Consider the following 26,754-nt stretch of genomic DNA (forward strand, 5'->3'; position numbering starts at 1 on the left):
CCAGTGATTGAACCTGCCCAAGGGGCACCCCGCGCTATCCGCGGACGACCAACCACCGAATTTGTATGCACGACGGACCACGCCGCCAACCAGCCAAGTAATAAAGCCCCCCAATATGTAAGGCCGCAACCGACGAAAATAACCGTGTAAGCACGCATCCAACTTACCAAAAACTGAAGCACTAAACACGTATCGAGTTGCTAGACATCAAGCTGTGATCCACGAATATGGCCGCGCGAACCAGGCCGCGAACCCATCAAAAAACACGGCCGGCAGAACGCGTGAGGCCGTGCTGGTCCCTTGGCAATGGTGCTTGCCCGAGAGCGTACGGGGCGAAGCGTGTTCGTGTCAGGATTCGCGAGAAGGAGGGGTTCAAACATCCTTCGCTCTGGCGAGCACCGTGCTTTTGGGGCACCTATGAATAGAAACTGCACGCTGTGGACACTTAGGGTAGCGTGGTTTGAAAGCGTTTTCTTTGCTTCGTTTCTTTGTCGCTTTGGACAAAGAAATGACGTGCCGCCACGCACAGTGGCTAACAGTGATAAAGAGAAAATCCGACTCTCGCAGACCGCTAAGGCCGAAAGCACCAACCCGGCATCAACCCCGACCGCTAGCCCCAGCACTCGCGACGCCGGTAACACCGGCGCCAATGATGGCGATTCGCGACATGACAAGGTCCAGATGAAAGTTGGGCATCGCCGGGATTGCCGGCGTCTATGCCCCATCTGTCCGTTTACCTGAGAGTTTCAGTCGCGGCGTTGTACGCACGACATCCCCGTCGGTGGGCGCATTAAAGCGCCGCTCTCCAGATGTTCCTGCTAAGCGGTCCTTGGGCCTGAGAGTTTCCGGGGCGGTTGCTCCATCGGCGCCGTCACCGTGTTCCGTGACAGTCTCTCTCCCGCGCTAGCGATTAGAACCCCGCCAAGATACCGTCCGATAAGCAAGGGGATCGACTGGGCAGCGGCGCTCGTGACTCATCACTGACGTCGATCGGAAACGCCGGATGCACGTCTCGACGCAGAGCGGGCCGGGCCTTTCTTATAGCAAGGTACTAAGGATACTTAATTATTATTTGCGAGCCCGAGTCAGTAATGACCCAGCGGTCCACCCTTCAACAGCGCCTGATTTCTTTAATCTTTCATTTAATACAATTATTTCTTTTTGCTTTCATTTCAATATAAAATGCCCTTCCCCTAACAGATTGGAGCCCGGCATGACCCCTTTTGCGAAGGCAGCAGCTACTTTGGCCGCCTGTATTGGCGCTTTTGCTGTTGTCGTATGTATTGTCGAAGGGCTGGCTGGATAATGCGGGCGCGACCGGGCTCCTACCCGGCGCCGCTAGCGCATTTGCCAGACGCGCAAGTGGAATAGCGGCAAGATGCCGTAGACATAGTCGAATATATCCGACTGAATTTGTTCGTACGATTCCCCGCTCGTCTCGTTCACAAACAGGAACACTTCCAGCGGCAGGCCCTGGTTGGTGGAGCCGTCGCCGGCATAGCGAACGGCGTTATCGATGAGATTGCCGCACAGCTCCGCCAGCAATTCCCGATTCCCCATGACCTCGGCATCCGTCTCATGCTCGAAACCGAGATCGATATTGCGCGCCCGCGCTACCGGCGACCAGTCGAGCGTCACGCTGCGCGCGAGCAAAAAATTCAGTGATGGTACCGGTACTCCTGCGTGCGTCCGCCGTACCCATACGAAGCCGCCCTGACATCTTCAACATGGATATAGCTCTCTTCATGCAGATCGCCCAATATCCTTCCGAACCCTTCAAAAACAGCTGAGATATACCGTGCCTTCTCGTCCTTCGTATTTGTTTCGTCGGTGATCTTGATATCGAAATAGAAGCTAGATTTTTTCTGCTCGCTTAGCAGCCGGCCACCGATTACCCAGCTATTCGGGTCGATGAATTGAATGGTGATCGCCGTTACCTCGCGCTTCTTGCCCAGGATACTGGATGTCAGTTCAAGCAACATGTCCGATATGGCCGCAACAGCCTCGGGTGATTTTTCAATGCTTACCTTCACGTTCAAAATCGGCATTTTTTCATCTCCAATTAGTTCGCTATACAACTATTAAGGAAAAAATTCAGTCGAGGCTAGACCGTGCATCTTTCACGCTTGCGACTGTAGTCGCAAAACGTTTCTCACCTAGTTCAGCCTTCAAACGTTTGGTGACTGCGGCGCTCGCGGCATTCAACTGGTCCTTGATTCGCAATGCTTCGCCAGTCGGATGAATCGCGGTCTCACGTCCGTCGGACGCGGTAAGCCGACGCTCGATAAACATCAACTTCTGCAAACCGTCCAGGGTCCGCGTTGCAGTGGACCGCGAAATGGCGAGTTCAGACGCCAACTCGCTCTGCACGATGCCAGGCTTCGCCAGCACCGCACGCAGCATGAATCCCTGCGGCGGCGTCAGACCAAACGTCTTGTACGCGTTCGCCCACTCGCGCTCGAGGGTTCGCGCAAGTGCCGTTGTGTTGAAGTAGATGCAGTGATCGAACATGAAAACACTCTAGGAGAAAATGATTCGCTATGCAACTAGTTTTTGATTTCCCGGTATGCAATGCGAAAGCTAATCGACAGCATTTAGTGCCGCGTTGCACCTTGCCAATCCTTACCAGATATTTCACAAAACTTTCTTGAAGCATCTTCAGACTGGCGTCCGCGATGCAACGAAAACGTTTGCGCGTATCCCCGGACAAGCGGAGACAGCATGAAACGAACCGCGATATTGGCACTAATGGCATCAGCAACGCTGGCGCTCACCGCCTGCGGACCAGACGATCAGGCAAGCGTCAGCGCCACGCAAGCCTCGGCCAACTCGTCATTGCCGGCCAGCGCTGTCGAGCCGCTCATGCTGGCCGCACCAACCGATGGCCAGGCCGCGAGCAGTCCGATTACTGCCGCTCAGGCAAGCCTCGCGTTGGATGCGCAGCAGGTCACACCCGTCCTTCATTCCGCGCCTGACGCTTCCGAGTGACGCCGCAAGCGACGCGCTCCAGTGAATAAAAATCCCCATTCCGATCGAGTCCTTCGACCGGGACGGCATTGCTGCACCTATCATGACGCCACGAGGTGAATCAAAATGACGTTGAATAGCCGCCGCCGTTTCTTGCAGACCGTTGCTACTTCAGCCGGCGCCGCCGCCGCGTTGACGGTGTTCCCCGAATCGATTCGCAAAGCGCTCGCCATTCCGGCGTCACGGCGCACCGGATCGATCAACGACGTTGAACACATTGTTGTGTTCATGCAGGAGAACCGTTCCTTCGATCACTACATGGGCCATATGCGAGGCGTACGCGGATACAACGACCGCTTCCCGATCGCGTTGCCCAGCGGTCAACCGGTATGGTTCCAGCCGTCGAAGGAAGACCCAACGAAGCCAGTACTGCCGTTTCATTTGAATACGCTGACGACAAGCGCGCAGTGCATTGGCGATCTGGATCACTCGTGGTATCCGACTCACTACGCGATCAATAACGGCCGTTACGATCAGTGGCCTGCGTACAAGACGGACATGACGATGGGTTATCACCTGCGCAGCGACCTTCCGTTTCACTACGCGCTTGCCGATGCCTTCACCGTTTGCGATGCCTACTTCTGCTCGCTGGCCGGCCCGACGCATCCGAACCGCGCGTACCTCATGACGGGCATGGTCGATCCAACCGGCACGCAAGGCGGTCCGCTGCTCGACAACAACGACTATGTGGATGGCGACGGTCCGCCGCAGTATCAGTTGCTCTCGTGGACGACCTATCCGGAACGTCTGGAAGCGGCCGGTATTTCGTGGCAGATCTACCAGCAGGGCCTGACCGGCGCCGACCCGCTGAACGGCAATTACGGCACCAACATCCTGCAGAATTTTGTGAACATCATCAATGCGCCACAAGGCTCTTCACTACAGTTGCGCGCGAACGCCGTGCGTACGATCGATGACCTGAAAGCTGACGTGCTGGCGAACCAATTGCCGCAAGTATCGTGGTTGTGTCCGCCCGCAGCGTACTCGGAGCATCCGAAATACACGCCGGCTTACGGGGCGGAATACACGTCGCAGATACTGGATGCGCTGACGGCTAACCCCGAGGTCTGGAGCAAGACCGTCCTGTTCGTCATGTACGACGAGAACGACGGTTTCTTCGACCACCTTGTGCCGCCGCAGCCACCCATGTCGCGCTCGCAAGGTTTGTCGACGGTGACAACCGAAGGCGAACTCCATACGGTCGTCAATCCGGGGCGGGGTGGCAGTTACACCGCCGACGGCCTGCCGTACGGCCTCGGCCCGCGCGTGCCCATGACGGTTGTTTCACCCTGGACCAAGGGTGGTTTCGTTTGCTCGCAGGTGTTCGATCACACGTCGGTGATTCGTTTTATCGAAACACGCTTTGGGGTGGTGGAGCCGAACATTACGCCGTGGCGTCGCGCGGTATGCGGCGACCTGACTACAGCCTTTGATTTCCGCACGCCCGACGCGCAGATGCCGGTGCTGCCCGACACCAGCAACTACAAGACGATCGCGGACAATCAATGCGCCACGCAGCCGGCTCCGACGGTGCCGGCCGTACCTGGCGTGATTGATCCGCAGGAGCCCGGTACCCGCTTCGCTCGCGCGCTGCCCTACGAGTTGTATGTACAAAGCAGTCTCGATGCGGGCAACAGGCAATTTACGCTTCATTTCGCCAATACTGGCTCGCAGGGCGCGCACTTCTATGTCTATTCATCGAACCGTACTGACGGTCCGTGGCGCTATACGGTTGAAGCGGGCAAGACCTTGCGCGACAGCTTCGACATCAACAGAACGGCGGGCATCTATGCGTTCACGGTCTATGGTCCGAACGGATTCGTGCGCGAGTTTGCCGGTACGTTGACGCCACCGGGTAGCGGCAGTGTGTCCAATCCGCCGGCTGACCCTGAACTGGCGGCGCAATATGATGTCGCGAACGGCAATGTGTCCCTGCAGTTCACGAACCGGGGCCGTGGTATTGCGCGCTTATCGGTGGTCGATAATGCCTACGGTGCTCGGCCGCGTCCGGTGTTGGTGCCGTCGTTGGGGTCCATCGAAGAGTTGTGGATTCTTGCCGCGAGTCATCATTGGTATGACCTGAGCGTCACCAGCAACGACGATCCGACGTTCTTGCGTCGTCTTGCGGGTCACGTTGAAAACGGGCGGCCCAGTATTAGCGATCCGGCTGCGGTTGCGCCGGTGACTGTGCTGGATTAAGGACGCAGGCGGTTATTTTTCGCTCGCGCCGGTGGACGGGGTTGGGGTTCTGGTGGGTTTGGGGTTAGCGGGCGGGGTGAGTGCTGGGGAGGTCGGGTCTGGGGTTAGTGGTTGGGGTCGATGCCGGGTTGGTGCTTTCAGTGTTAGTGGTCTGCGAGAGTCGGATATTCTCTTTATCACTATTAGCCACTGTGCGTGGCGGCACGTCATTTCTTTGTCCAAAGCGACAAAGAAACGAAGCAAAGAAAACGCTTTCAACCACGCTACCCTAAGTGTCCACAGCGTGCAGTTTTCATTCATAGGTGCCCCAAAAGCACGGTGCTCGCCAGAGCCACGGATGTGTGAACCCCTCCTTCTCGCGAATCCTGACACGAACACGCTTCGCCCCGTACGCTCTCGGGCAAGCACCATTGCCAATGAACCCGCACGGCCTCACAGGTATTTACGGCTGCGGTTTATTGACAGGTTAGCTACCTGGTCTGTGCGACCGTATTCATAGGCCACAGCTTCATGCGTGTTTGTGTTTGCTGCTTCAGTTTTTTGTGAATTGGCTGCGCGTTCTGTACAGCTATCTTCGTCGGTTACGGCCGCCCGCATCTTCGCGGCTTCGTTTCTTGGCGGGTTGGCGACGTGGTTCGAGGCGCGCACATATTTGGTGGATGGTCGTCCGCGGATAGCGCGGGGTGCTCCTTGGGCAGGTTCAATCACTGGTGGCGAAGCGTGTGGGTATCCGTGTTCGGAGAAGGAGGGGTTCAAACATCCTCCGCTCTGGCGAGCACCGTGCTTTTGGGGCACCTATGAATAGAAACTGCACGCTGTGGACACTTAGGGTAGCGCGGTTGGAAAGCGCTTTCTTTGCTTCGTTTCTTTGTCGCTTTGGACAAAGTTAGTATGACTTCCGTGAGCAGTAAGGGCTGGCCCCCGTGACAGAGCTAAAACACGCGGGTTAGCATAGCGCCAGAGCCGTAACAGTGAGGGCGAACCCGTCACTCATAGGTTTTGTTTCCAACACGGAGGCCAGCATGCAAAACGATATCACGTTATTTGTCGGACTGGATGTTCACAAAGACTCGATTACAGTTGCCTACGCGCTGGGCAGCGGCGAAGTCGAAGTGCTCGGCAAGATCGGCACGCGCTCTCGCGATATTGATCAGTTATGCAAAAAGCTTCAATCCAAGGCTCGCCACGTAAAAATCGTTTATGAAGCCGGTCCTCTGGGCTATGACCTGCAGCGCCGCCTCGCTGCCAAAGGCTTCGAGTGCATGGTGTGCGCCCCCTCGCTGATCCCGCGCAAAGCCGGCGATCGCGTGAAGACCGACCGCCGCGATGCGCTCAAGCTCGTGCGCTCACTGCGCGCGGGCGACCTCAGCGCAGTGCATGTGCCCACCGTCGAAGACGAAGCGTTTCGCGATCTTGCGCGTGTCTGGGCCAGTACGCGCGATGCCCTCAAACGCGCCCGCCAAGCGTTAAAATCGTTTCTGCTCGCCCACGCCGTGCGATACGCGGGCACGGCGAACTGGGGGCCGGCGCATCGACGCTGGATCAGCAAGTTCTCGTTCGGCAACGCATGGCAGGACCTCGCCTTCACCGAGTTGCGCCGCGCGATCGAAGACCGGTTTGCGCAGTGCGAGCGGCTTGAGTCGGCCTTGCGCGAAGCGGTGCCGCAGTGGCGCTTTTATCCCGCCGTGCTCGCCCTGCAAACCATGCGCGGCATCAAGTTCACCACCGCCGTTGGCTTGCTCTCGGAGATCGTCGATGTGACGCGCTTTGCCCATCCTCGGCAGTTGATGGCGTGGCTGGGCATAACGCCTTCAGAATACTCGTCGGGGGGCAGCCGGCGCCAGGGCAGCATCACCAAGACGGGCAATTCGCTTGCGCGAAAGTTGCTGATCGAGGCCGCCTGGAGTTATCGGCATACGGCCCGCGTGAGTCCCGAGATTGAGCAGCGTCATGAGGGCGTGCCCAAGGTGATTATCGATCGCGCCTGGGACGCGCAGTTGCGTCTGTGTGGGCGCTTTAGAAGAATGGTGGCGAAGGGCAAACTCAAAAACGTGGCGGTCGTCGCGATCGCTCGCGAACTCGCCGGGTTTATCTGGGACATCGCCCGTCTGGGCATGGAGCAGGCGATCAACAACTCCAGAGCGGCTGTCTAAACCAGCAAAAAACAGTTTTGCAATCATCGAAAAGGCAGTTTCCTGAAGGCGGCGTAGCCCGGCATCAGAGTTACCCGCGGCATTTCTTTGCAACGGCTTATCAACGGTTCACGCCGACTTGCGCACAAAGTTAGCGGCAGGCTCACGAGACGGATCACTGTAATGCGGTAACCAACCCGCGAATATCAGATTGATTCACCGTCGAGTGTTACTGCTACGCCGCCCTCAGGAAATTGTAGGAAGAGAAAAGATGACCACAGCTAAAAACACCTGTTGACACGGAAAGTCATATCAGAAAAGATGACCACAGCTAAAAACACCTGTTGACACGGAAAGTCATATCAGAAATGACGTGCCGCCACGCACAGTGGCTAACAGTGATAAAGAGAAAATCCGACTCTCGCAGACCACTAAGGCCGAAAGCACCAACCCGGCATTGACCCCGACCGCTAACCCCAGAACCGACCACCCCGGCACTAACCCCGCCCACTAACCCAAAACCCACCAGAACCCCAACCCCGTCCACCGGCGCGAGCGAAAACACTATTGACTTGGGGACCCAAAGCCCCTTATTGTGTGCCACATGAACTCGCATTTCTTCACCCTCACGACCGCGACTACCATGACCACCTTCTCAGGCGGGTCGTCTGGAGGCCGTGCGCGATAAAGTATCGAGGTGCGTTTTTCAGAAGGCCCCGCCGGAAACGGACGGGGCCTTCTGCGTTTACAGCCCTCCATGTCCGTTGCGGCCCTTGAATCTAACGGAGAGCATTGTGGACGATATCGATCATCGGCAGTTAGGTAACAAGCTGGACCTGTTCCATCAGCAGGACGAAGGACCCGGAATGGTGTTCTGGCATCCGCGCGGGTGGGAGCTTTATCGCGTGGTGGAGGATTACATCCGGCGTCGAATGCGAGGCGTCGGGTTTCGCGAAGTGCGTACGCCGCAACTGCTGGCGCGTTCGCTTTGGGAGCGCAGCGGGCATTGGGATAAATTCCAGGCCGGCATGTATTCGGTGAACGGTAGTCAGGACGAAGCCCATGAAAGCCACCCCAATTGCCTGAAACCCATGAGCTGTCCATGTCATGTACAGATTTTCAATCAACGTATTCGTTCTTATCGCGACCTGCCGATCCGATACAGCGAATTTGGCGCATGCCATCGCGACGAGCCTTCAGGATCGCTCGAGGGATTGAAACGCACGCGCGCTTTCACGCAAGACGATGCCCATGTCTTCTGCACGGAAGATCAGGTGGAAGCCGAGGTAGGGCGGTTTTGCGACTTGCTTCGCGTGGTCTATGCCGACCTTGGCTTCTCGACGTTCCGCGTGCAACTGGCTACGCGTCCGGATCAGCGGGCAGGCGATGACGCGGTCTGGGATCGTGCGGAAGAGGCGCTTGCGAAGGCGGCGACGTCCGCCGGCCTGACCTTCGATGTGCGTCCGGGCGAAGGGGCGTTCTATGGCCCGAAACTCGAATTCCATCTTACGGATAGCCGCGACCGCAGCTGGCAGTGCGGCACGATCCAGCTCGACTTCGTGTTGCCGGATCGTCTCGATGCAAGCTTCGTCTCGTTCGAGAACGAGCACCTTCGTCCGGTGATGATTCACCACGCGGTCCTGGGCAGCATGGAGCGGTTTATCGCGATGCTTCTTGAACATCATGAAGGTTGGCTGCCCCTGTGGCTTGCACCCGACCAGGTGACGGTGGCAACGGTGTCAGATGCCAGTGCGGGTTACGGAAAACGCGTGATGGACTTGCTCGATGAAGCGGGACTAAGGGCGGTGTTCGACGACAGGCCTGAGCGGCTTGAACGGAAGATCGTCGATGCACGCGAGCAGCGGATCCCCGTTTTCATCACGTTGGGCGCACGCGACCAACGTGATGAGACAGTGTCGCTGCGACTTCGGGACGGAACGCAAACCACCATCCTCATTCGCGAAGGTATCGAACGTTTGCGTGAGATGAGTCAAACGCCCGCTAAAGCACGATCGTAAAAATAGGGAAGGAGCCGCGAACCGGCACTTCCCCTGCGCGCACCTCGCCGTTCACCATCTAGCGTGACTCCAAGGGTTTTCCCTCATTAATTCCCACTTGACCATCACAATATGACGTCTTAAATTATGTACATGTTCCTACATGTTCTTTTTAAAGGTTCATAAAAAGAACAAGCAGCTAGGACTAAGGCAGCGTCGATGATTGAATCTTTCAATCACGCTTCGTGTGCCGTTTTTTAGCAAAACATGTGCATACTTGTGCTTTTTCAGGGAATGGACTTTCCAATCTCATCGGCACAGGAGTCACACCATGGTTAAACGAGCAGTAAAAACCGCAGAGGTCGGGCGCTCGAAGGCACATATGGTTGCCGCCACGATCGAGCAGGACATCCTCACCGGGCGTCTGCCGTTCGGGCAGCAACTCGAAAGCGAGAATGAGCTGGTCGAGCGTTTTGCGGTCAGCCGTAACACTGTTCGCAAGGGGTTGGATCTTCTGACCAGCGGCGGTTTGATTACGCGCAAGGGGGGTATCGGCTCGTTCGTGACGTTCAATGGTCAGGCGATTGACGGGACGCTCGGCTGGACCACGGCGATAGAAAAAGTGGGCGGCGGCGCGCAGACCCGTTTGCTGCAGATTGCGCTGATCGAAGACGAGACGCTTGCGCAGGAGTTGAAGCTTGAGCGCACAGCCTTCGTGGCGATCGACCGGATGCGCGTGATCGGCGCCGACGCTGAGGCGCAGTGCATTTCGCTCGAACGCAGCCGCTTGCCGTTCAACGACGACCTCGCGGCGTTGCCGCTGGAAGGGCTGGTGGGCGGCTCGCTGAACCGGACGTTGATCGAGCACGGCATGGTGCCGCATCACGGCGAACAGTGGGCCGAAGTGGTCGGCCTGGAAGCGGCCGATGCGCGTTTGCTCAAGCGTCGCGCCGGCACCTCGTTCCTGCGTTCGCGACGGCTCACGCGGGATCGGGATGAACGGATTATCGAGTATGTCGTGAGCTTGCTGGACCCGGCTTTTTTTGCACTACACCTGGAATTCTGATGTCTTCGTCTTTGCTTTTGAATCACCCCACATTGGCGGATCGCGCACGCGGCGCCTTCTACGGTCTTGCACTCGGCGACGCGTTCGGCATGCCGACCCAGGCACTCAGCCGCGAGCGTATCGTCGAGCAGTTTGGACGGATCGACAAGCTGGAAAACGCGTTTCCGGATCAACCGATTGCGCCGGGTCTTCGGGCTGGCTCCATCACTGACGACACGGAACAAGCGGTCCTCGTTGCGCATTTGCTGGCCGACGGTCACGGCAAGATCGAACCGATGGCGTTTGCGCATGCGTTGATCGAATGGGAAGCGTCCATGAAGGCGCGCGGTTCGCTCGATCTGCTCGGACCATCGACGAAACAGGCCATCGTGCGCATTGCCGCCGGTGAAGACCCTCTGCGCACGGGCCGTTTTGGTACGACCAACGGCGCGGCCATGCGCGTGACGCCGGTCGGGATTGCGTTTGACCTCAGGCGCCATGACCAGTTTATCGATGCCGTCGTGCAGTCGTGTGTCGTGACGCATAACACCACGCTTGGCATTTCGAGCGCAGCGGCGGTGGCGGCAGCGGTATCGGCCGGACTGAACGGCGCGAGCCTGGTTGAAGCGCTGGAAGCGGGCATTTCGATGGCCGAGGCCGCCGACAGCCGTGGCTTCTGGGTGGCGGGCGGGCGCATTGCGCCGCGCATTCGCCATGCCCGTGAGCTGATGCGCAACTGCGCCGGGCACGAGGTGGCGGACACGATCTACGATGTGATCGGCACGTCGGTGGCATCGCAGGAATCAGTCGTGGCGACCTTCGCGCTGGCCTTTGATCTGGATACACGTGACAGCACGATCGAAGCCGCCCTGGGGGCTGCAGCGAGCCTGGGCGGAGACACCGACACGATCGCCGCCATGCTTGGCGCGATCCTCGGCGCGTGCGCGGGTTATGACGCGCTGCCGGCCGGTCCCATCGAAACTATTCGCCGCGTGAATTCGCTCGATCTCGAGCCGCTGGTCGACCGTTTGCTTGGACTGCGCGCCGCGGCTGCCTGACGCGCTTTAACGTGCTTTAACGCATTTTTCGCAGCACCCCGCTGTACCCTTTAATCTGGAGATCGGACTCAGATGGCTTCGTCACGCACGTCAAACAGCGCTCGCCGAGTCGAGACGCGTGGTATCGAACCTGTACCGGAAGGCGAATGTCATGGGCATCCGCTGCAGCTTTTCTGGGTCTGGTTCGCCGCCAACATCAGCATCCTTGGACTGCCGCTCGGCGCGACGCTGGTTGCTTTCCAGCATCTCGCGATCTGGCAGGCGGCGCTTGTCGCGGTAATCGGCGCGGCGGGATCGTTTGCGATCGTCGGCGTGATCTCGATTGCGGGGCGGCGCGGGCATGCGCCGAGTCTCACGCTGTCGCGTGCGATCTTCGGCGTGCGCGGCAACATTGGGCCGACCATCGTCTCGCTGTTGTCACGGCTCGGCTGGGAGACCGTCAACACGACCACCGCGGCGTACGTGCTGCTGTCGCTTGCAACCATCGTGTTCGGCACGCCCGCTGAAGCCAGGAACGCACCGGTACTGACGCTCGTGTTCATCGCCGTGTTCGTGGTGCTGACGTTGATCGTGTCAGGGCTTGGTCACGCTACGCTGCTCGTGATCCAGAAATGGTCCACCTATGTCTTCGGCGTGCTCAACTTGCTGGTGGCCGGCTTTCTCGTGACGGCGATCGACTGGCATGCTGTGTTCAACGCGACGCCCGCGCCGTTGAGCGCAGTCATCATTGGCATTGGCACGATTGCAGCAGGTACGGGGATTGGCTGGGCCAATGCGGGCGCCGATATGTCGCGCTATCAGGCGCCCACGGTCAAAGGACCGGCGCTGGTGGCGTCCGCTGCGTTCGGCGCGGGCATTCCGCTGATCCTTCTCGTCACGCTCGGCGCGCTGCTGTCGGTTGGCAACGATCATCTCGCGTCGGCTACGGACCCGATCGCCGCGATCCGCGAAATGTTGCCACCATGGATGGCTATTCCATACCTGATCACAGCGTTCGGCGGCTTGCTGCTGTCCAATTACCTGTCCGTGTATTCGGCCGGTTTGACTACACTCACGCTTGGCCTGAAGGTGAAGCGCGTGCAGGCGGTGGTGGTCGACGTCGTGGTGATCTTCACGGGTTCGATCTACTTCATGCTGATTGCCGGGAGCTTCTATGGTCCGTTCATCGGTTTCATTTCACTGCTGGCGGTGCCTATCACGGCGTGGGTCGGTATCTTCGTGGTGGATCTGATTCATCGTCAGGAATACTCTCCGGCCGACTTGCTCGATGTCTCTCCGCGTAGCGCGTACTGGTACAAAGGCGGCATTGAATGGCGTGCGTTCGGTACCTGGGCACTGGCGATCGTGCTTGGTTTTTGTTTCATCTCCACAGGTGCGATCCACGGCATATTCGCGGACTCCTGGTTCGGACGTAATGGCCTCGGATGGATCGTGACGTTCGTGGTGGCCGCAGGCATGTATGCGCTTCTGGGCGGCGCGCGCGGTACGGCCAAACGTTGGAAGACAGCATGACGCAAAGAGACTCACAGCAGGCATCGAGATTGATTCATACGGGGCAGGTGATTGTCGACCTGGTCATGCAGATCGATACGCTGCCCGCGCCCGGTGGCGACGTGCTTGCGCACAACGCAAGCTTCGAAGTAGGCGGCGGTTTCAACGTAATGGCGGCAGCGCGGCGCAGCGGCATGCGCGTGGTGTATCCGGGCGGTCATGGACATGGCCGTTTCGGCGACATGGCGCGTCAGGCGTTAGCGCAGGAAGGTGTGGAGATTGCGGGGCCCGAAGTCGCGGACCAGGACACGGGCTTGTGCGTTGCCATTGTCGATGCATCCGCCGAGCGCACGTTCGTCTCGCACATGGGGGCGGAAAGCGTGCTCGATCGACACGTGCTTGATGCGCTCTCGGTGAACGCGCGCGATATTGTTTATGTCAGCGGTTATAGCCTGATGCTTGCGGACAAGGGCGCTGTGCTTGTCGACTGGCTTGAGCATTTGCCTTCTGAAACGCGCGTGGCTTTTGATCCGGGACCGCTTGTCGATGCTATTGATGCAACGTTGCTTGCGCGCATGCTGGCCGTCGTATCAATCTGGACGAGCAACCGGGTTGAGGCGTTGCGTTTCGCCAGTACCGACAATTTCGATGCGGCGTTCGACTCGATCATCGCGCGGTTAAGAACCGGCGCGCTCGCAATCGTGCGCGATAGCGCCTCCGGCTGTCATCTGCGCGTGGGTGAAACACGCGACCATGTGCCGGGTTTCGCAGTAAAAGCGGTCGACACCAATGGTGCCGGCGACGCTCACGCGGGCGTGTTCCTGGCCGTACTTGCCACTGGTGCCGACGCACGAGCGGCGGCTCGTCGCGCGAACGCTGCGGCGGCGATTGCGGTGACGCGTTACGGACCGGCAACGTCACCGGATGCGGCGGAAATCGATGCGTTCATGGCATCGGTTGCTTAGGCGAATCAAGCGAATCACCCGCGTCTGAGCGCTCGACAAAGCGCGATTGCGCCCGCGCGTATATGCTCGGTTTCCCCGCGATGCATCCTGGAGAAACCGCATGACCTCAGCTACCGCTCGACAAATCGTGTTGGCCTCGCGTCCCACGGGCGGCCGTGCCGCACTCTCTGATTTTCGCCTCGAAGAAGTGCCCATGCCCGTGCCCGTGCCCGGTGAAGGGCAGGTGTTGCTGCGCATCGACTATCTATCGCTTGATCCGTACATGCGCGGCCGCATGAACGAAGCACGTTCTTACGCGAAACCCGCACAGATCGGCGAGGCCATGCCCGGCGAGAGCGTGGCGACGGTAATCGAATCAAATAATACAACGCTCCCGGTCGGCGCCCAGGTACTCGTGAACGCGGGCTGGGTCAGCCACGCGGTGGCCGATGCCCGCAACCTGAGTCCATTATCCGCAGACGGTATTGCAACGCGCGCTTATCTGGGCGTGCTCGGCATGCCGGGTTTCACGGCATATGCCGGCATGGCGGCGATCGGCAAACCTAAGCCTGGCGAGACGGTCGTGGTCGGTGCGGCAAGCGGCCCTGTGGGCTCGCTCGTGGGTCAGCTTGGCAAGATCGCTGGCGCCCGCGTCGTGGGCATTACCGGCGGCGCGAAGAAGTGCAGCTATGTGGTGGACGAACTTGGCTTCGATGCCGCCATTGACCATCGCGCGCCCGACTTCGCCAACCAGTTGGCGAATGCATGTCCCAAGGGTATCGACGTATATTTCGAGAACATTGGCGGCGCGGTGTGGAAGGCTGTGCTGCCTTTGCTCAATCAATACGGCCGTGTGCCCGTCTGCGGATTGATGGCGCAGACGTCGGGCAACAACGCTGACGCCGACGATGGCCTTGCCGCGACCATGCGCGCGATTCTTACGCGTAGCCTGACGGTGCGCGGTTATATCAACTACGAGTTCCTGCCTGGGTATCGGGATGCTTTCCTGCTCGATGTCGGCGGCTTTTTGCGTGCGGGTCAGGTGAAGCATCTGGAGGATGTCACCGTGGGATTGGAGAACGCACCGCAAGCGTTCCTCGATATGATCGACGGTCGTAATTTCGGCAAGGTGCTGGTGCGGGTGGCTGAGGAAACGAAAACCTGATGAACGATGTTTGTGTATCCCGTTGTCGTTCTAGAGGGATGTTGTACACACGTGTATTTACATTGAGGATGTTTGCGTCTATAGTACATCCAATGTACACACAAGGATGTTCGCTATGCCCACTACGAAAGTTTTCCGAAATGGAAATTCGCAGGCCGTGCGCATCCCCGCCGAACTGGCTTATGACCGCATGGATATGGAAGTGAATATCGAACGCGTGGGCGACGAATTGAGGATTCGACCGGTACGTCGGTCTCTGGCGGGCGTGCTGAAAACCTTTGCGAAATTCGGACCCGATTTCACTGTGGACGGTCGCGACGAACACGAACAGGCGGACCGCGAGGATTTGTAATGCCGCTTTATATGCTCGACACCAATATTTGCATTTACCTGATGAAAAACCAGCCCGAGCAAGTCGCTCGACGGTTTGAGAAATGCTATTTCGGCGACGTGGTCATGTCTGCTATCACGTTTGCCGAACTGGAATACGGTGTGGCGGTTTCAGCTAATCCAAAGCGTGAAAAGCGCAATCTTGCGGCGCTGACACAGGACATTCGGGTGATGCCGTTCGACGCTGCGGCAGCGACTACTTACGGCCCTATTCGGGAAGCCACACGCGAACGGAAAAAGGATCATCTCGACAAGCTGATCGCCGCGCATGCCTGCACGTTAGACGTAATTCTGGTTACCAACAACGAGCGCGATTTCGCACACTATCCTGGCATTAAAGTTGAAAACTGGCTAAACGCGTAATCTGGCAGTCGCCGCTCCATCGCACTTCCCCACTCAATCTTTCGGGTTCACCAGCGAGGTCAGAACGTGATCCGCCCATTGCCCGTCGATCTTGAGATACGCCTTGGCCAGCCCTTCATGTTCGAATCCGAGGCTGGCCAGCAGACGCCCGCTGCGATCATTCTCCGGCCGATAACTCGCCATGACACGATGCAGCCGGTACGCATCGAAGATAAAACCCAGCGCCGCAGCGAGCGCCTCGCGCATCAGCCCGCGCCCCTCGTAATGCTCGTCGATCGAATAGCCGAGATGACACGCCTGAAACGGCCCGCGCACGATATTCGTGAAGTGGCAGTCGCCAATCAGCACGTTGCGGCGTTCGCTCGCGAAAATCAACAGATGCAGCGCAGTGCCGGCGGCCATCGCGTTTTCCATTAACGCCATGCGTTCATTCGCGGCTTGCATTGTGAAGAAGGAGTCTTCTCGCAACGGCTCCCAGCGGTCGAGGTGCGCGCGATTGCCGAGCCGGTAGATCAGCAGCGCGCCGGTGTACTGGCTGCTGGCCGGACGCAGCACGACACGCTCCCTTTTCAAGCCCTCCGGCGGGAATTGCGCCGTGGTGCGGTGCTCGGCTTCGATTGCCATAGGCGTTAACTACCCCTTCCTGATCGTGTTCAACGGCAATGCAACGACGAGACAACGACAATACAGCGACGAATTAACGCCAGCTTTTCGTATGATGAAAAGAGGCAATAATTCCCTAAGCAGTGCGTTGGACGGTGTCGTTTTCCGTCACCAGCATCCAATTTGGACTGGCAAAAGATAGGTGAAAACCCTTATAATCCCCAAAGTGAAAGATTCAAGGAACTTTGGAAATGCCCCACCGTTTTATGATCGTCGAGCGCATCGCTTTCGCGTTACTGACCTTGTCCGCCGTTGCAGATGCTGGCTTTATCAGCTACGAAAAGAGCCCGAACTTCAGGGATAACATCCATGAAATCGTTCGTGTGAGCAAAGAGGTTTCGCTCATGTATCCCGCGACCGGCAACGACCCGTGGATGCCGCTGGCTTCCAACTAACGTGGTGAGAAAGCGCTCAAGCTGAAGTGTAAATCGCGCGTATCTTGCAGCGGACCGCTTCACGCGGAGCTTTTTACGCCAAGCGCCTCTTGTACGAAATCGAGAAAGACCCGCACTCGCGGCGACAAATGCCGCCGGTTCGCAAACACCGCATATAACTCGATTTCATCGCAGTGATAGGGCGCAAGGCACTCAATCAGCCTGCCCGCGCGCAAATCGTCTTCTATGTCCCAAAGCGCCTTCAGCGCAAGGCCGCGGCCTTTGAGCGCCCAGTCGTGAAGTACTTCGCCGCTCGCGGTCGAGAGTGTGCCGCGGACCTGAATCTCGCGGTGCCGGCCGTCTTCCACGAATAACCATCTGTCGAAAACGCGCTGCCCGCGCACGAGCCGCAGGCAATCGTGCGCGGCGAGATCGGTCAGCGTTACCGGCATTCCGTGCCGCGCCAGATACTCTGGCGCCGCGCACACAATGCGCCGGCTCGACAACAGTTTCTTCGCAATCACGCCGGTATCCGCGGGCAAGTCGATGCGCAATGCCACGTCGAGATTGTCGTCGATCACATCCAGCCCGATATCGGACAACACGAGCCGCACCTCGACCTCCGGATACCGGTCCGAGAATGCTTCGATCAGCGGCGCGATCTGCTTGCGCCCAATTTCCGACGGCGCCCCGATGCACAACAAACCCTGCGGCACGCGCGCCTGAGCGCTGATCTCGGCCTCGGCGGCGTCGACGGCATGCAGGATGGCCACTGCGCGTTCATGAAACAGCGCGCCTTCCACCGTCAGGTCGAAGCGCCGCGACGTCCGCGTGACGAGACGCACGCCCAGGCGCTTTTCGAGCGCGGCCAGCCGCCGGCTCATGGCGGCGGTCGAGCCGTCGGTCCGGCGCGCCGCCGCCGAGAGGCTGCCGGCGTCCACCATCTGCGCGAACAGGCGCAGGTCGTTGATTTCATCGGGCATCGATTGGGTCCATCTTGATTCCGTCCATCTTTCCACTTGACGCAACGATTCTATGCGGATGGACGCCTTTTCGCCACGCGCGCCGGGGGCAATAATGCGGGCATGACAACGGAGGAACATCATGAAAGCACTGCGTTTCAACCAGCACGGCGATCCATCGGTCCTGATTACCAGCGATTTGCCCGCGCCTGCGCCTTCCGGGGATGAAGCCGTCGTACAGGTCTTCGCGGCATCGATCAATCCAAGCGACGTAAAGAACGTGCAAGGGCGCATGAGCCAGACGACGCTGCCGCGTACGCCCGGCCGTGACTATTCCGGCGTGGTCGTCGCAGGTCCTGCCGAGTGGCTGGGCGCGGAGGTCTGGGGCTCGGGCGGCGACGTGGGTTTCACGCGCGACGGCACGCATGCTGAACAGGTCGTGGTGCCGGTTGCAAGCCTGCGTCGCAAACCGGTCAATCTGACGTTCGAGGAGGCATCGGCGATCGGCGTGAATTTCATCACCGCGTGGTGCGCCGTGGTGGAAGCCGCGCAATTGCAGGCCGGCGAGAGCATCGCGATCATCGGGCTGGGCGGCGTGGGCGGGGCGGCCTCGCAGATCGCGAAACGCATTGGCGCGAAGGTGGTGGGCGTGGGGCGCGGCGCGGCTACGACGAGTCCCTACGTCGATGCAATGGTGGACTCGCAAGCCCCCGATGCCGTCGCACGCATTCGTGAAGCAACGAACGGCGGCGCGGCTGTCGTATTCGATACGGTCGGCGGATCGATGTTCGAAACGGCCTTGCACATGCTGAAAGTGGGCGGACGGCTGGTGGAGATATCGGCGTCGGATCGTCGCGAAGTCACCTTCAACCTCGCGGATTTTTATCACAACGAGAGTCGCCTGATTGGCGTCGATACGTTGAAGCGCGATCTGGTAGCGTCTGCGCAGATGCTGGAGGTGCTGCGTCCGGGCTTCGAAGACGGCAGCTACAAAGCGCCGGCCATTGCGCATACCTTCGCGCTGGAAGATGCGCAAGCCGCCTTCCGGGCGGTGGCGGAGGGGACGAAAGGCCGCGTGGTGCTGACACCGCACACGAAGCGGATCTGACGACGTGACACAACGCTGGCGGCTGGCGCCGCAATCCATCCTGTTCGCTGTTTTTCTGGGCGCGCTGGCCGCGTTGCCGCCCATTTCCATCGATATGGCGTTGCCCGCGCTTGGCAATATAGCGAGCTCATTGGACGCGAGTGCGAGTCAGGCCGGACTCACGCTGAGTCTCTTCATGGCGGGTTTCGCGGTCGGGCCGATCGCATACGGCCCTCTTTCCGATGCGCGTGGCCGCAAGCCTACGCTGCTGCTCGGCCTTGCGTTGTTCACCGTGGGCGGGATTGTTTCGGCGCTGGCGCCGGGCATTGGCGTGTTGCTCGGCGCCCGGCTGGTGCAGGGCATTGGGGCGGGCGCGGGGATGACGGTTGCGCTCGCGATCGTCCGCGATCTGTTCGAAGGCAACGCGATGCAGCACCGGCTCGCGGCCATTACCGTGGTCGCGAACGTAGCGCCGATTGTGGCGCCTTCAATTGGCGTCGGGTTGCTGGCGGCGATTGAATGGCGAGGAATATATGGCGTCATGGCCGCCTGCGGATTGCTGGCCGAGCTTGCCACGTGGGCAGGCCTGACGGAATCGGCGCCGCAGCAGAGCGGGGGCTTCGCCCTGTCCGGACTTCGCGATGGATATCGACGCGCGCTGACGCATCGCGCGGTGATTGGGCATATTCTCATCAACGGCTTTGGGTTCGGCTGGATGTTCGCGTATGTGGCGGGTTCGCCGCTTGTGCTGCTGCATATCCTGCATGTCCGGCCGATCATCTACGCCGCGATGTTCGCGATGACCGGCGCGGGCATTGTCGCGGGTGCAACGGTGAACGGTTTCATCGCGGCGCGCGGTGTCGAATCGCGGCGCATTCTTGCCACTGCCATTTGCACGACGCTGGCCGCAACTTTCGGTTTGATTGCACTGAGCGTGTTGCATCAAGCCTCGTTGCCGACTGTCATGCCCTTGCTCGTGGTGAGTACTTTTTGCTTCGGGCTTGCTGCGCCCAGTGCCGCACGCGGCGCGCTCGATCCCATTCCAGAGTTGGCGGGCGTGGCGGGCGGCTTGCTGACATCTATACAGATGCTGTGCGGCGCGGCGTCGAGTTCATTCGTGGCGCTGCTGTTTCCTATACTCGGCATCTTCGCGATGAGCGGCGTGATGGCTGCCTGCGCGTTGCTCGCTGGAATGGTCTGGATCTGGCTCGGGAAGCGAGATGGAATCGAATCACCCTCAGCCGATGTCGATGCAAATTCGACCTCGCCGGTTTGAACGTCGTGAAACATGCGGCGGATTGGTAGCTGCATCGATTGTCAAACAACGTTATGTACTGGCGCTGAATTTCATGCAGTGGAATAAACGAGGTACAGGGTCCGGCTTTGTGTACTAATCGAAGGAATCCTGCACACAGAAAAATTGTGTGGCTGCCGTCATTTTTTCTTTGGGATCGTGTCAACACACTTCGGGGTGAGACGTTAAACGGGTACACGCGACGTCGTCGCCGCGTAGTCGACATCAACCTCAAGGATCTCACTGCCATGAAAAAGCAACTCGTTGCCGCGACGCTTGTCGCTTTGTTCTCCGCTGGCGCATTCGCACAAGCTTCGGCACCGGCTCCGGCTCCTGCCGCTGCGACGGCTGCCGATGCAGCACCGGCTAGCGCCACGCACAAGACCAAGAAGCATCATCACAAGAAGCACAAGCATGCAGCAGCGACGACGATCCCGTCGTCGGCACCGAAGCCCTAAGCTGTATCAAGTTTTAAGCTTCAAGTTTTAGCGTTTTCGAGAAGGGCCCCGATCCAGTCGGGGCCCTTCTCGTTTGTGCCGGCAGGCAGGCCCCGGCACGAGCAGACCCCCCCTCGTGTATCATCCACACCACGCGGCTTTTTCGGGCCATTTTTCGGGCCATTTTTCGGACCACCTCCCGCCCGAATGCTCAACCCCACAGCTCTCTCCAGTACCGATGTCACTCTCCGAACTCAAACGGCGCCGCACCTTCGCGGTCATTTCCCACCCTGATGCGGGCAAGACTACGCTGACCGAAAAGCTGCTGCTGTTTTCGGGCGCGATCCAGATTGCAGGTACCGTGAAGGGGCGCAAGAGCAGCCGCTATGCGACATCGGACTGGATGGAAATCGAAAAGCAGCGTGGCATTTCGGTCGCGAGCTCGGTCATGCAGTTCGAATACGGCGATTGCGTCATTAACCTGCTCGATACGCCGGGACACGAAGACTTCTCCGAAGATACGTATCGCGTGTTGACGGCGGTGGATGCCGCCGTGATGGTGATTGACGGCGCCAACGGCGTTGAAGCCCAGACGCTCAAGCTGCTTGAAGTCTGCCGCAGCCGCCGCACGCCGATCCTTACGTTCATCAACAAGCTCGACCGCGAAGTGCGTCAACCGCTCGACCTGCTCGATGAAATTGAGCAGCACCTGGGTGTGGCCGCTGTGCCGTTCACCTGGCCTATTGGCATGGGCAAGGAATTCCAGGGCGTCTACGACATTGCACACGATCAGGTGCGAGTGTTCCGCGCTGGTCAGGATACCGCCGGCGGCGCGGTCGAAACCGTGCGTGCGCTCGACGATGCCGACGGTGAGCGTCGCTTTGGCCCGAGCTGGGCGCGTGCGAAAGAAGAAATCGATTTGATCACGGGCGCGACGCCCGCGTTCGATCGCGCTGCGTTTCTGGCAGGCGAACAGTCGCCGGTGTTGTTTGGATCGGCGATCAACAACTTCGGCGTGAAGGAAATTCTCGACGCGCTTGTCGAGCTTGCGCCGCCGCCGTCCATGCGCATGTCCGTGCAACGTCCGGTGTTGCCGGAAGAGCCGCGCTTTACTGGCGTGGTGTTCAAGGTGCAGGCGAACATGGATCTGGCGCACCGCGACCGCGTTGCGTTTATTCGCGTGTGCTCGGGACATTTCGAGCGCGGCATGGCGCTGAAGGTGACGCGCACCAACAAGACTTTCCGCGCGAATAACGTGGTGACGTTCCTGTCGCAACGCCGCGAGACCGTGAGTGAAGCGTTCCCTGGCGATATCATTGGCATTCCGAATCATGGCACGCTGAGCCTCGGCGATACATTGACTGAGGGCGAACTGTTGCAGTTCGTCGGGTTGCCGTTCTTTGCGCCGGAAATTTTCCAGACGGTGGAAGTGGTTGATCCGATCCGGGCGAAGCAGCTTGGTGAAGCGCTGCGGCAATTAGGCGATGAAGGTGCGATTCAGGTCTTCCGTCCGGTGCTTGGCGGGTCGACTATTCTGGGCGCTGTCGGGCAGCTTCAGTTTGAGGTGGTGTCGCATCGGTTGTCGGCGGAATATAAGGTGGATGTGCGGATCATGCCGGCGCGGTATCGGATGTCGCGGTGGGTTACGTGCGATGACGCCGCCGAATTGCGTCGGTTTACTGATGCGTATTCGGCTCGTATTGCGCTGGATGCGTCGAATGCGCCGACGTATCTCGCTTCGCATGTTTCCGAAATTGATGTGGCGAAGAAGGCGTGGCCGAAGATCGTTTTTAATGAGCTGCGCGAGCATTCCGGAGCGCCGTTTCAGAAGTCGATTTGATGAAGAGTTGGGCGGGGGTGGTTTTGGGGTGGCGGTCGGGGTTGATGCTGGGTTGGTGCTTTCGGCCTTAGCGGTCTGCGAGAGTCGGATTTTCTCTTTATCACTATTAGCCACTGTGCGTGGCGGCACGTCATTTCTTTGTCCAAAGCGACAAAGAAACGAAGCAAAGAAAGCGCTTTCAACCACGCTACCCTAAGTGTCCACAGCGTGCAGTTTTGATTCATAGGTGCCCCAAAAGCACGGTGCTCGCCAGAGCGGAGGATGTGTGAACCCCTCCTTCTCCGAACACGGATACCCACACGCTTCGCCACCAGTGATTGAACCTGCCCAAGGGGCATCCCGCGCTATCCGCGGACAACCTCCCTCCAAATCAGTATGCGCCTCGAACCACGTCGCCAACCCTGCTGAAAACAAGGTCGCGAAGATGCGGGCGGCCGTAACCGACGAAAATAGCTGTACAGAACGCGCAGCCAATTCACAAAAACTGAAGCAGTAAACACAAACACGCATCAAGCTGTGGCCTATGAATACGGTCGCACGGACCAGGTAGCTAACCCGTCAAAACCGCAGAAGCAAATACGCGTTAGGCCGTGCTGGTTCGTGGGCGCCTCGTGCTTGCCCGAGAGCGTACGGGGCGAAGCGTGTTCGTGTCAGGATTCGCGAGAAGGAGGGGTTCACACATCCGTGGCTCTGGCGAGCACCGTGCTTTTGGGGCACCCATGAATGAAAACTGCACGCTGTGGACACTTAGGGTAGCGTGGTTTGAAAGCGTTTTCTTTGCTTCGTTTCTTTGTCGCTTTGGACAAAGAAATGACGTGCCGCCACGCACAGTGGCTAATAGTGATAAAGAGAAAATCCGACTCTCGCAGACCACTAACACTGAAAGCAGCACCCCAGCATCAACCCCGACCACCACCCCCGAAACGACCACCCCAACCCAAGTGCGAACGAAAAAACTATCTCGGATAACCGGCGTTTAGCAACCTGACGGTACAAACCCAGCCCCGCAACAAACTCAATCCGTACTCTGTGCCATCTTCTGCGGCAATGGCACATGCAGCCACTTCTCGACAATACCGTTCAACTCGCCGTCTTTCTTCGCCTCGGTGAGGATCGCATCGACCTTCGCCATCAGTTTCGGCTCGTTCTTGTTCAACCCGACATGACACGCCGACTCATGAATCACATACTTGAGCGCAGGTTTGTTCGGCGCCGACGCCGGCAAGGTCGCGGCAATCTTGTTAGCCACGAAGTCGCCCGTGCCCACCAGCGGCACCTGACCCGCAAGGTACGCGGAGATCATGCCGCTGTTGTCCTCGAAACGCTTGATCGTGGTGGAGGGCGGCACGCTTTTCGTCAGCATCAGGTCTTCGAAGGTACCGCGAGCGACACCCACCGTCTTCCCCGCCATGTCCGCAGGGCCGTCAATTTTCATATTCGCGGGACCGTACACGCTATTGTTATAAGGCGAATACGACTGCGAGAAGTCGATGACCTTGTCGCGCTCCGCATCGCGGCCAAGCGTCGAAATGACCAGGTCGACCTTGTTCGTCTGCAGGTACGGAATGCGGTTTGCGCTCGTGACCGGCACCAGTTCCAGCTTGGTGCCGAGTTTTTTCGCGAGCAGCCCGGACACGTCGATATCAAGCCCTTCCAGTTGCATGCTCGGACCGACCGATCCGAAAGGCGCAAAATCTTGCGGCACTGCCACGCGCAGCACGCCGCGTTTTTGGATGTCATCCAGCGCTTCCGCGTGGACCGGCGTCAAACGTGCGAACACGCTAAGCGCGACTACGCCAAGCGTCATCAACAACTTCGAAGTTTTCATGTTTCCCCTGAAACGTGTTGTGGTCTGTCTACGTCGATCGTCTGGTTACCTGGCTCGCGCCATCGCAAAGTCTATTAGCAAGTCTTTTGTTTTCTAAACGATTCAAAATTCACGCGCTCGGCGAAATGAAGGAGCAGGCGGCGGAACCGGCTTTTCCGATGGGGCGACAAACGACTGCGCGTTACGCAGGATATCTCAAGCGCTCAGGATGGCCTTGACCCCGAATAGGTATCGAGGTTGTCGGCGAGGTGAATCCACGCCAACTGTTCTGCGATATGCGTGTGATCGGCTACGATCCGCCCCCGCCGCCGAAACCCCTTATCGAATTATTTTCTAATATTTTCTCGACTTGGCGACCTGAAGGGATATTTTTACGCGCGCGGATCGCATTTTTTCCACTCTACACTGAGCGCTCGATAATGACGGTCCGCCACTATGAACGCCATAAAGTCCACCCGGTTTGATTTGCTTGACGGCTTGAGAGGTCTTGCCGCAATCGCCGTCATGCTTCACCACTACACACAGCACACCGGCTGGGACTGGTTCGGCGGGGCGTGGGTCGCGGTCGACCTGTTCTTCGTGCTGTCCGGCTTCGTGATCGCGCACAGTTATGGCAAGAAGATCCTGAACGGAATGTCGTTTCGTGAATTCGCCTTCGTCCGGCTCGTCCGGCTCGCGCCGCTGTACCTCCTGGGGCTGGCCCTCGGCGTGTGCGCCGTGTTGCTGTCGATGGCAAAAACCGGCACGCCGCAAATATCGGGCACGCAGCTCGCGACAGCCACCGTGCTGGGCGCGGCGTGGCTGCCGTACTTTAATACTATCGGCTGGCCTTTTGGCACGGACACCATCGTAGGCGCGACCTTTCCGTTGAACGATCCATCCTGGTCGCTATTCTTCGAGTTATTCGTCAACGTTGTATTTGCCGCTTATCTTTACAAGTTTCGCAAACTGCCGAGCGCCAAATATTCGATACTCGCGTTCATCGCATTTATTGCCTGCACAATCGTCTTTCGGCAAATCAATCCAGGCTGGCGGGCAGAGAGTTTTCTGCTCGGATTCCCGCGCGTTATTGCTGAATTCTTCGCCGGGGTTTTCATCTTTTCGATGGGGCTTCAGTATAAGAGGGCGCATCCGGCATTCACGGCAATGGTCACGATCGCGGCGCTGGCGTGCTTCGCCATTGGCAGTCCCAAGGTGGCATTCGTCAACTCGCTGACGCTCGTTCCGTTGTCGGTCGCGTTGCTGTGCTCGGTGTCCATAGAAGGTATTGGCAAGGGTATCTGCAAGGTGCTGGGCGAACTCTCGTATCCGCTCTACGTGATCCATTTCCCGGTCTATCGGCTGGTGTTCGAGTCGTTCGAGATCCGGGTGCTCAACCCGATCGTCCAGACACTGGTCGTGGCTGGCATTTCGATCGTGCTGGCCTTGCTGCTCGCGCGAGCGGACCAGGAACTCAGAAGGAAGCTGACGAGCTTCATCAAGACCAAGACGTCTCCCGCGGCCGTCTGATCGAGGCTCTTTCAGGCACAGGAAAAACGGCAGGGTTATTCAAAATCCGCTGAAAACGCGACCCGGGCTAAACTTGCGGTTTCCGCCCGCGGCATCGCAAAGCCATGACCGTCTCCCGTTTCAGCAATTCCGCGCGCTATTGGCGCTCGTCGCTCGTGCCCGGCGCGGAGATGCTCACGGCCGAGTATTACGATCATTCCTTCACGCCCCACTGGCACGATGCGTACACCGTTCCCGTCATTGAAGCGGGCGCGGAGCAATACGACTATCGCGGATCGAACTTCGTGGCTGAGGCGGGTTCGGTGCCGGTCATCAATCCGGGCGAACTGCATACCGGCGCGCGGGCGGTGGATTTCGGCTGGCGGTATCGCGTGTTTTATCTGCCGGTCGATTTCGTGCAGTCGGTCGCCAATGAAATCGCAGGCCGCGCCCAGCCCATGCCATGGTTCTCCGCCGATGTCATCCGCGACGCCGATCTCGCCCAACGCGTGCAGATTGCGCATCAGGCAATGGAAGCCGACCTGGATCCGCTCGGGGCGGAACATGCGTTGCTCGACGCGGTATCCACGCTGCTTGCACGTCATGCCGGACAACGCCCGCCGGTACAGCGCATGCGTCAGGACTCGGTGCGTGTGAATGCGATGAAAGCCCGCATGACCGATGACCTGACTGAGCCGTTATCACTTGCCGAACTCGCGCAGACCGTGGGACTCTCGACCTTCCATGCCGCGCGCCTGTTCACGCGCGAGACCGGACTTGCCCCTCACGCGTGGCGTAACCAGATGCGTGTCAATCGCGCGCTCGATGCCTTGCGTGCGGGCGTCCCGGTGACGGACGTCGCGGCGGCCAGTGGTTTCACCGACCAGAGCCATTTCACCCGGCACTTCAAAAAGACCTTCGGCGTGTCGCCAGGACGCTGGCGTTGAGTGTTAGCGCAGCGCATCTTGTC

23 protein-coding genes, 1 pseudogene and 1 riboswitch are annotated in these 26,754 nt (G+C 58.9%); of the genes and pseudogenes, 18 read left to right on the forward strand and 6 right to left on the reverse strand.

All coding sequences use genetic code 11. From position 1 onward, the window contains the following. Nucleotides 1-715 precede the first annotated feature (715 nt). Nucleotides 716-819, reverse strand: a riboswitch (glycine riboswitch). Between the two features lie 669 nt (nucleotides 820-1,488). From ACSQ8V_RS32625 to ACSQ8V_RS32635, 3 genes and pseudogenes are all read right to left on the reverse strand, one after another. Next, nucleotides 1,489-1,686 (reverse strand): annotated as a pseudogene (locus ACSQ8V_RS32625) (sensor histidine kinase); the annotation flags it as partial. After that, nucleotides 1,659-2,048: a tautomerase family protein gene (locus tag ACSQ8V_RS32630; RefSeq protein ID WP_436208565.1), complete on the reverse strand. Its 390-nt coding sequence runs from the start codon at nucleotides 2,046-2,048 to the stop codon at nucleotides 1,659-1,661. The pseudogene ACSQ8V_RS32625 and the gene ACSQ8V_RS32630, both read right to left, overlap by 28 nt. Nucleotides 2,049-2,094: 46 nt before the next feature. After that, complete coding sequence (locus tag ACSQ8V_RS32635) at nucleotides 2,095-2,511, reverse strand: MarR family winged helix-turn-helix transcriptional regulator (RefSeq protein ID WP_436208566.1); 417 nt, start codon at nucleotides 2,509-2,511, stop codon at nucleotides 2,095-2,097. 210 nt (nucleotides 2,512-2,721) lie between these two features. Here ACSQ8V_RS32635 and ACSQ8V_RS32640 point away from each other — a divergent pair, with 210 nt between their 5' ends. From ACSQ8V_RS32640 to ACSQ8V_RS32690, 11 genes are all read left to right on the forward strand, one after another. Further along, the gene (locus ACSQ8V_RS32640; protein WP_436208567.1) at nucleotides 2,722-2,988 is read left to right on the forward strand and encodes a hypothetical protein; all 267 of its coding nucleotides are present in this window, start codon (nucleotides 2,722-2,724) and stop codon (nucleotides 2,986-2,988) included. 105 nt (nucleotides 2,989-3,093) lie between these two features. Next, the gene (locus ACSQ8V_RS32645) at nucleotides 3,094-5,226 is read left to right on the forward strand and encodes a phosphocholine-specific phospholipase C (RefSeq protein ID WP_436208568.1); all 2,133 of its coding nucleotides are present in this window, start codon (nucleotides 3,094-3,096) and stop codon (nucleotides 5,224-5,226) included. 1,022 nt (nucleotides 5,227-6,248) lie between these two features. After that, complete coding sequence (locus ACSQ8V_RS32650) at nucleotides 6,249-7,379, forward strand: IS110 family transposase (RefSeq protein WP_436208569.1); 1,131 nt, start codon at nucleotides 6,249-6,251, stop codon at nucleotides 7,377-7,379. A gap of 773 nt (nucleotides 7,380-8,152) precedes the next feature. Next, nucleotides 8,153-9,376 (forward strand): threonine--tRNA ligase, encoded by a 1,224-nt coding sequence (gene thrS / locus ACSQ8V_RS32655; protein ID WP_436208570.1) that lies wholly within the window; start codon nucleotides 8,153-8,155, stop codon nucleotides 9,374-9,376. 310 nt (nucleotides 9,377-9,686) lie between these two features. Next, the gene (locus ACSQ8V_RS32660) at nucleotides 9,687-10,421 is read left to right on the forward strand and encodes a GntR family transcriptional regulator (protein ID WP_213766194.1); all 735 of its coding nucleotides are present in this window, start codon (nucleotides 9,687-9,689) and stop codon (nucleotides 10,419-10,421) included. Then, nucleotides 10,421-11,458 (forward strand): ADP-ribosylglycohydrolase family protein, encoded by a 1,038-nt coding sequence (locus ACSQ8V_RS32665; protein ID WP_436185819.1) that lies wholly within the window; start codon nucleotides 10,421-10,423, stop codon nucleotides 11,456-11,458. The genes ACSQ8V_RS32660 and ACSQ8V_RS32665 overlap by 1 nt, the downstream gene beginning before the upstream one ends. A 72-nt stretch (nucleotides 11,459-11,530) precedes the next feature. Then, complete coding sequence (locus ACSQ8V_RS32670; RefSeq protein WP_436208571.1) at nucleotides 11,531-12,970, forward strand: purine-cytosine permease family protein; 1,440 nt, start codon at nucleotides 11,531-11,533, stop codon at nucleotides 12,968-12,970. Next, entirely contained in the window at nucleotides 12,967-13,914 is a 948-nt protein-coding gene (locus ACSQ8V_RS32675; protein ID WP_436208572.1) for a PfkB family carbohydrate kinase, read from the forward strand. Before ACSQ8V_RS32670 ends, ACSQ8V_RS32675 begins: the two co-directional genes overlap by 4 nt. 100 nt (nucleotides 13,915-14,014) lie before the next feature. Beyond that, nucleotides 14,015-15,058: an NADP-dependent oxidoreductase gene (locus ACSQ8V_RS32680; RefSeq protein WP_436208573.1), complete on the forward strand. Its 1,044-nt coding sequence runs from the start codon at nucleotides 14,015-14,017 to the stop codon at nucleotides 15,056-15,058. 115 nt (nucleotides 15,059-15,173) lie between these two features. After that, entirely contained in the window at nucleotides 15,174-15,410 is a 237-nt protein-coding gene (locus ACSQ8V_RS32685) for an antitoxin (protein WP_436208574.1), read from the forward strand. Beyond that, entirely contained in the window at nucleotides 15,410-15,811 is a 402-nt protein-coding gene (locus ACSQ8V_RS32690) for a type II toxin-antitoxin system VapC family toxin (protein WP_436208575.1), read from the forward strand. The genes ACSQ8V_RS32685 and ACSQ8V_RS32690 overlap by 1 nt, the downstream gene beginning before the upstream one ends. A 33-nt stretch (nucleotides 15,812-15,844) precedes the next feature. On the opposite strand, the gene ACSQ8V_RS32695 is transcribed toward ACSQ8V_RS32690, so the two are convergent. Beyond that, a complete protein-coding gene (locus ACSQ8V_RS32695) occupies nucleotides 15,845-16,435 on the reverse strand; it encodes a GNAT family N-acetyltransferase (protein ID WP_436208576.1) in 591 nt (196 codons plus the stop codon). Nucleotides 16,436-16,665: 230 nt separating this feature from the next. On the opposite strand from ACSQ8V_RS32695, the gene ACSQ8V_RS32700 reads away from it, so the two are divergent. Beyond that, nucleotides 16,666-16,869, forward strand: a complete 204-nt coding sequence (locus ACSQ8V_RS32700) for a hypothetical protein (protein WP_213766200.1) — start codon at nucleotides 16,666-16,668, stop codon at nucleotides 16,867-16,869. Nucleotides 16,870-16,928: 59 nt separating this feature from the next. Here ACSQ8V_RS32700 and ACSQ8V_RS32705 read toward each other — a convergent pair whose 3' ends face one another. Beyond that, a complete protein-coding gene (locus ACSQ8V_RS32705; RefSeq protein WP_436208577.1) occupies nucleotides 16,929-17,831 on the reverse strand; it encodes a LysR family transcriptional regulator in 903 nt (300 codons plus the stop codon). Nucleotides 17,832-17,952: 121 nt separating this feature from the next. On the opposite strand from ACSQ8V_RS32705, the gene ACSQ8V_RS32710 reads away from it, so the two are divergent. The 4 genes from ACSQ8V_RS32710 (at nucleotide 17,953) to ACSQ8V_RS32725 (ending at nucleotide 22,468) form a co-directional block, all read left to right on the forward strand. After that, the gene (locus ACSQ8V_RS32710) at nucleotides 17,953-18,918 is read left to right on the forward strand and encodes a quinone oxidoreductase family protein (protein WP_436208578.1); all 966 of its coding nucleotides are present in this window, start codon (nucleotides 17,953-17,955) and stop codon (nucleotides 18,916-18,918) included. A 4-nt stretch (nucleotides 18,919-18,922) separates the two neighbouring features. Continuing rightward, nucleotides 18,923-20,173 carry a multidrug effflux MFS transporter gene (locus ACSQ8V_RS32715; protein WP_436208579.1) on the forward strand — a complete coding sequence of 417 codons (1,251 nt, stop codon included), beginning with the start codon at nucleotides 18,923-18,925 and terminating at the stop codon, nucleotides 20,171-20,173. Nucleotides 20,174-20,439: 266 nt separating this feature from the next. Next, nucleotides 20,440-20,649 carry a hypothetical protein gene (locus ACSQ8V_RS32720; RefSeq protein WP_213766204.1) on the forward strand — a complete coding sequence of 70 codons (210 nt, stop codon included), beginning with the start codon at nucleotides 20,440-20,442 and terminating at the stop codon, nucleotides 20,647-20,649. A 217-nt stretch (nucleotides 20,650-20,866) separates the two neighbouring features. Continuing rightward, nucleotides 20,867-22,468, forward strand: a complete 1,602-nt coding sequence (locus ACSQ8V_RS32725) for a peptide chain release factor 3 (protein ID WP_089163638.1) — start codon at nucleotides 20,867-20,869, stop codon at nucleotides 22,466-22,468. Nucleotides 22,469-23,483: 1,015 nt separating this feature from the next. On the opposite strand, the gene ACSQ8V_RS32730 is transcribed toward ACSQ8V_RS32725, so the two are convergent. Continuing rightward, the gene (locus ACSQ8V_RS32730; RefSeq protein ID WP_436208580.1) at nucleotides 23,484-24,296 is read right to left on the reverse strand and encodes a transporter substrate-binding domain-containing protein; all 813 of its coding nucleotides are present in this window, start codon (nucleotides 24,294-24,296) and stop codon (nucleotides 23,484-23,486) included. Between the two features lie 435 nt (nucleotides 24,297-24,731). Between ACSQ8V_RS32730 and ACSQ8V_RS32735 the strand changes: the two genes are divergently transcribed. Continuing rightward, on the forward strand, nucleotides 24,732-25,805 hold the full coding sequence (locus ACSQ8V_RS32735; RefSeq protein WP_436208581.1) for an acyltransferase family protein: 1,074 nt from the start codon (nucleotides 24,732-24,734) through the stop codon (nucleotides 25,803-25,805). Nucleotides 25,806-25,909: 104 nt separating this feature from the next. After that, the gene (locus ACSQ8V_RS32740) at nucleotides 25,910-26,731 is read left to right on the forward strand and encodes an AraC family transcriptional regulator (protein WP_436208582.1); all 822 of its coding nucleotides are present in this window, start codon (nucleotides 25,910-25,912) and stop codon (nucleotides 26,729-26,731) included. Nucleotides 26,732-26,754 lie beyond the last annotated feature (23 nt).

It is taken from the genome of Caballeronia sp. LjRoot31 (assembly GCF_964253885.1).
Lineage (GTDB): Bacteria > Pseudomonadota > Gammaproteobacteria > Burkholderiales > Burkholderiaceae > Caballeronia.

Bases quoted from the DNA above. Each gene is read 5' to 3' on its own strand.
- ACSQ8V_RS32630 (WP_436208565.1), bottom strand. From the start codon at position 2,048: ATGCCGATTTTGAACGTGAAGGTAAGCATTGAAAAATCACCCGAGGCT.
- ACSQ8V_RS32635 (WP_436208566.1), bottom strand. From the start codon at position 2,511: ATGTTCGATCACTGCATCTACTTCAACACAACGGCACTTGCGCGAACC.
- ACSQ8V_RS32640 (WP_436208567.1), top strand. From the start codon at position 2,722: ATGAAACGAACCGCGATATTGGCACTAATGGCATCAGCAACGCTGGCG.
- ACSQ8V_RS32645 (WP_436208568.1), top strand. From the start codon at position 3,094: ATGACGTTGAATAGCCGCCGCCGTTTCTTGCAGACCGTTGCTACTTCA.
- ACSQ8V_RS32650 (WP_436208569.1), top strand. From the start codon at position 6,249: ATGCAAAACGATATCACGTTATTTGTCGGACTGGATGTTCACAAAGAC.
- ACSQ8V_RS32660 (WP_213766194.1), top strand. From the start codon at position 9,687: ATGGTTAAACGAGCAGTAAAAACCGCAGAGGTCGGGCGCTCGAAGGCA.
- ACSQ8V_RS32665 (WP_436185819.1), top strand. From the start codon at position 10,421: ATGTCTTCGTCTTTGCTTTTGAATCACCCCACATTGGCGGATCGCGCA.
- ACSQ8V_RS32670 (WP_436208571.1), top strand. From the start codon at position 11,531: ATGGCTTCGTCACGCACGTCAAACAGCGCTCGCCGAGTCGAGACGCGT.
- ACSQ8V_RS32675 (WP_436208572.1), top strand. From the start codon at position 12,967: ATGACGCAAAGAGACTCACAGCAGGCATCGAGATTGATTCATACGGGG.
- ACSQ8V_RS32680 (WP_436208573.1), top strand. From the start codon at position 14,015: ATGACCTCAGCTACCGCTCGACAAATCGTGTTGGCCTCGCGTCCCACG.
- ACSQ8V_RS32685 (WP_436208574.1), top strand. From the start codon at position 15,174: ATGCCCACTACGAAAGTTTTCCGAAATGGAAATTCGCAGGCCGTGCGC.
- ACSQ8V_RS32690 (WP_436208575.1), top strand. From the start codon at position 15,410: ATGCCGCTTTATATGCTCGACACCAATATTTGCATTTACCTGATGAAA.
- ACSQ8V_RS32695 (WP_436208576.1), bottom strand. From the start codon at position 16,435: ATGGCAATCGAAGCCGAGCACCGCACCACGGCGCAATTCCCGCCGGAG.
- ACSQ8V_RS32700 (WP_213766200.1), top strand. From the start codon at position 16,666: ATGCCCCACCGTTTTATGATCGTCGAGCGCATCGCTTTCGCGTTACTG.
- ACSQ8V_RS32705 (WP_436208577.1), bottom strand. From the start codon at position 17,831: ATGCCCGATGAAATCAACGACCTGCGCCTGTTCGCGCAGATGGTGGAC.
- ACSQ8V_RS32710 (WP_436208578.1), top strand. From the start codon at position 17,953: ATGAAAGCACTGCGTTTCAACCAGCACGGCGATCCATCGGTCCTGATT.
- ACSQ8V_RS32720 (WP_213766204.1), top strand. From the start codon at position 20,440: ATGAAAAAGCAACTCGTTGCCGCGACGCTTGTCGCTTTGTTCTCCGCT.
- ACSQ8V_RS32725 (WP_089163638.1), top strand. From the start codon at position 20,867: ATGTCACTCTCCGAACTCAAACGGCGCCGCACCTTCGCGGTCATTTCC.
- ACSQ8V_RS32730 (WP_436208580.1), bottom strand. From the start codon at position 24,296: ATGAAAACTTCGAAGTTGTTGATGACGCTTGGCGTAGTCGCGCTTAGC.
- ACSQ8V_RS32735 (WP_436208581.1), top strand. From the start codon at position 24,732: ATGAACGCCATAAAGTCCACCCGGTTTGATTTGCTTGACGGCTTGAGA.
- ACSQ8V_RS32740 (WP_436208582.1), top strand. From the start codon at position 25,910: ATGACCGTCTCCCGTTTCAGCAATTCCGCGCGCTATTGGCGCTCGTCG.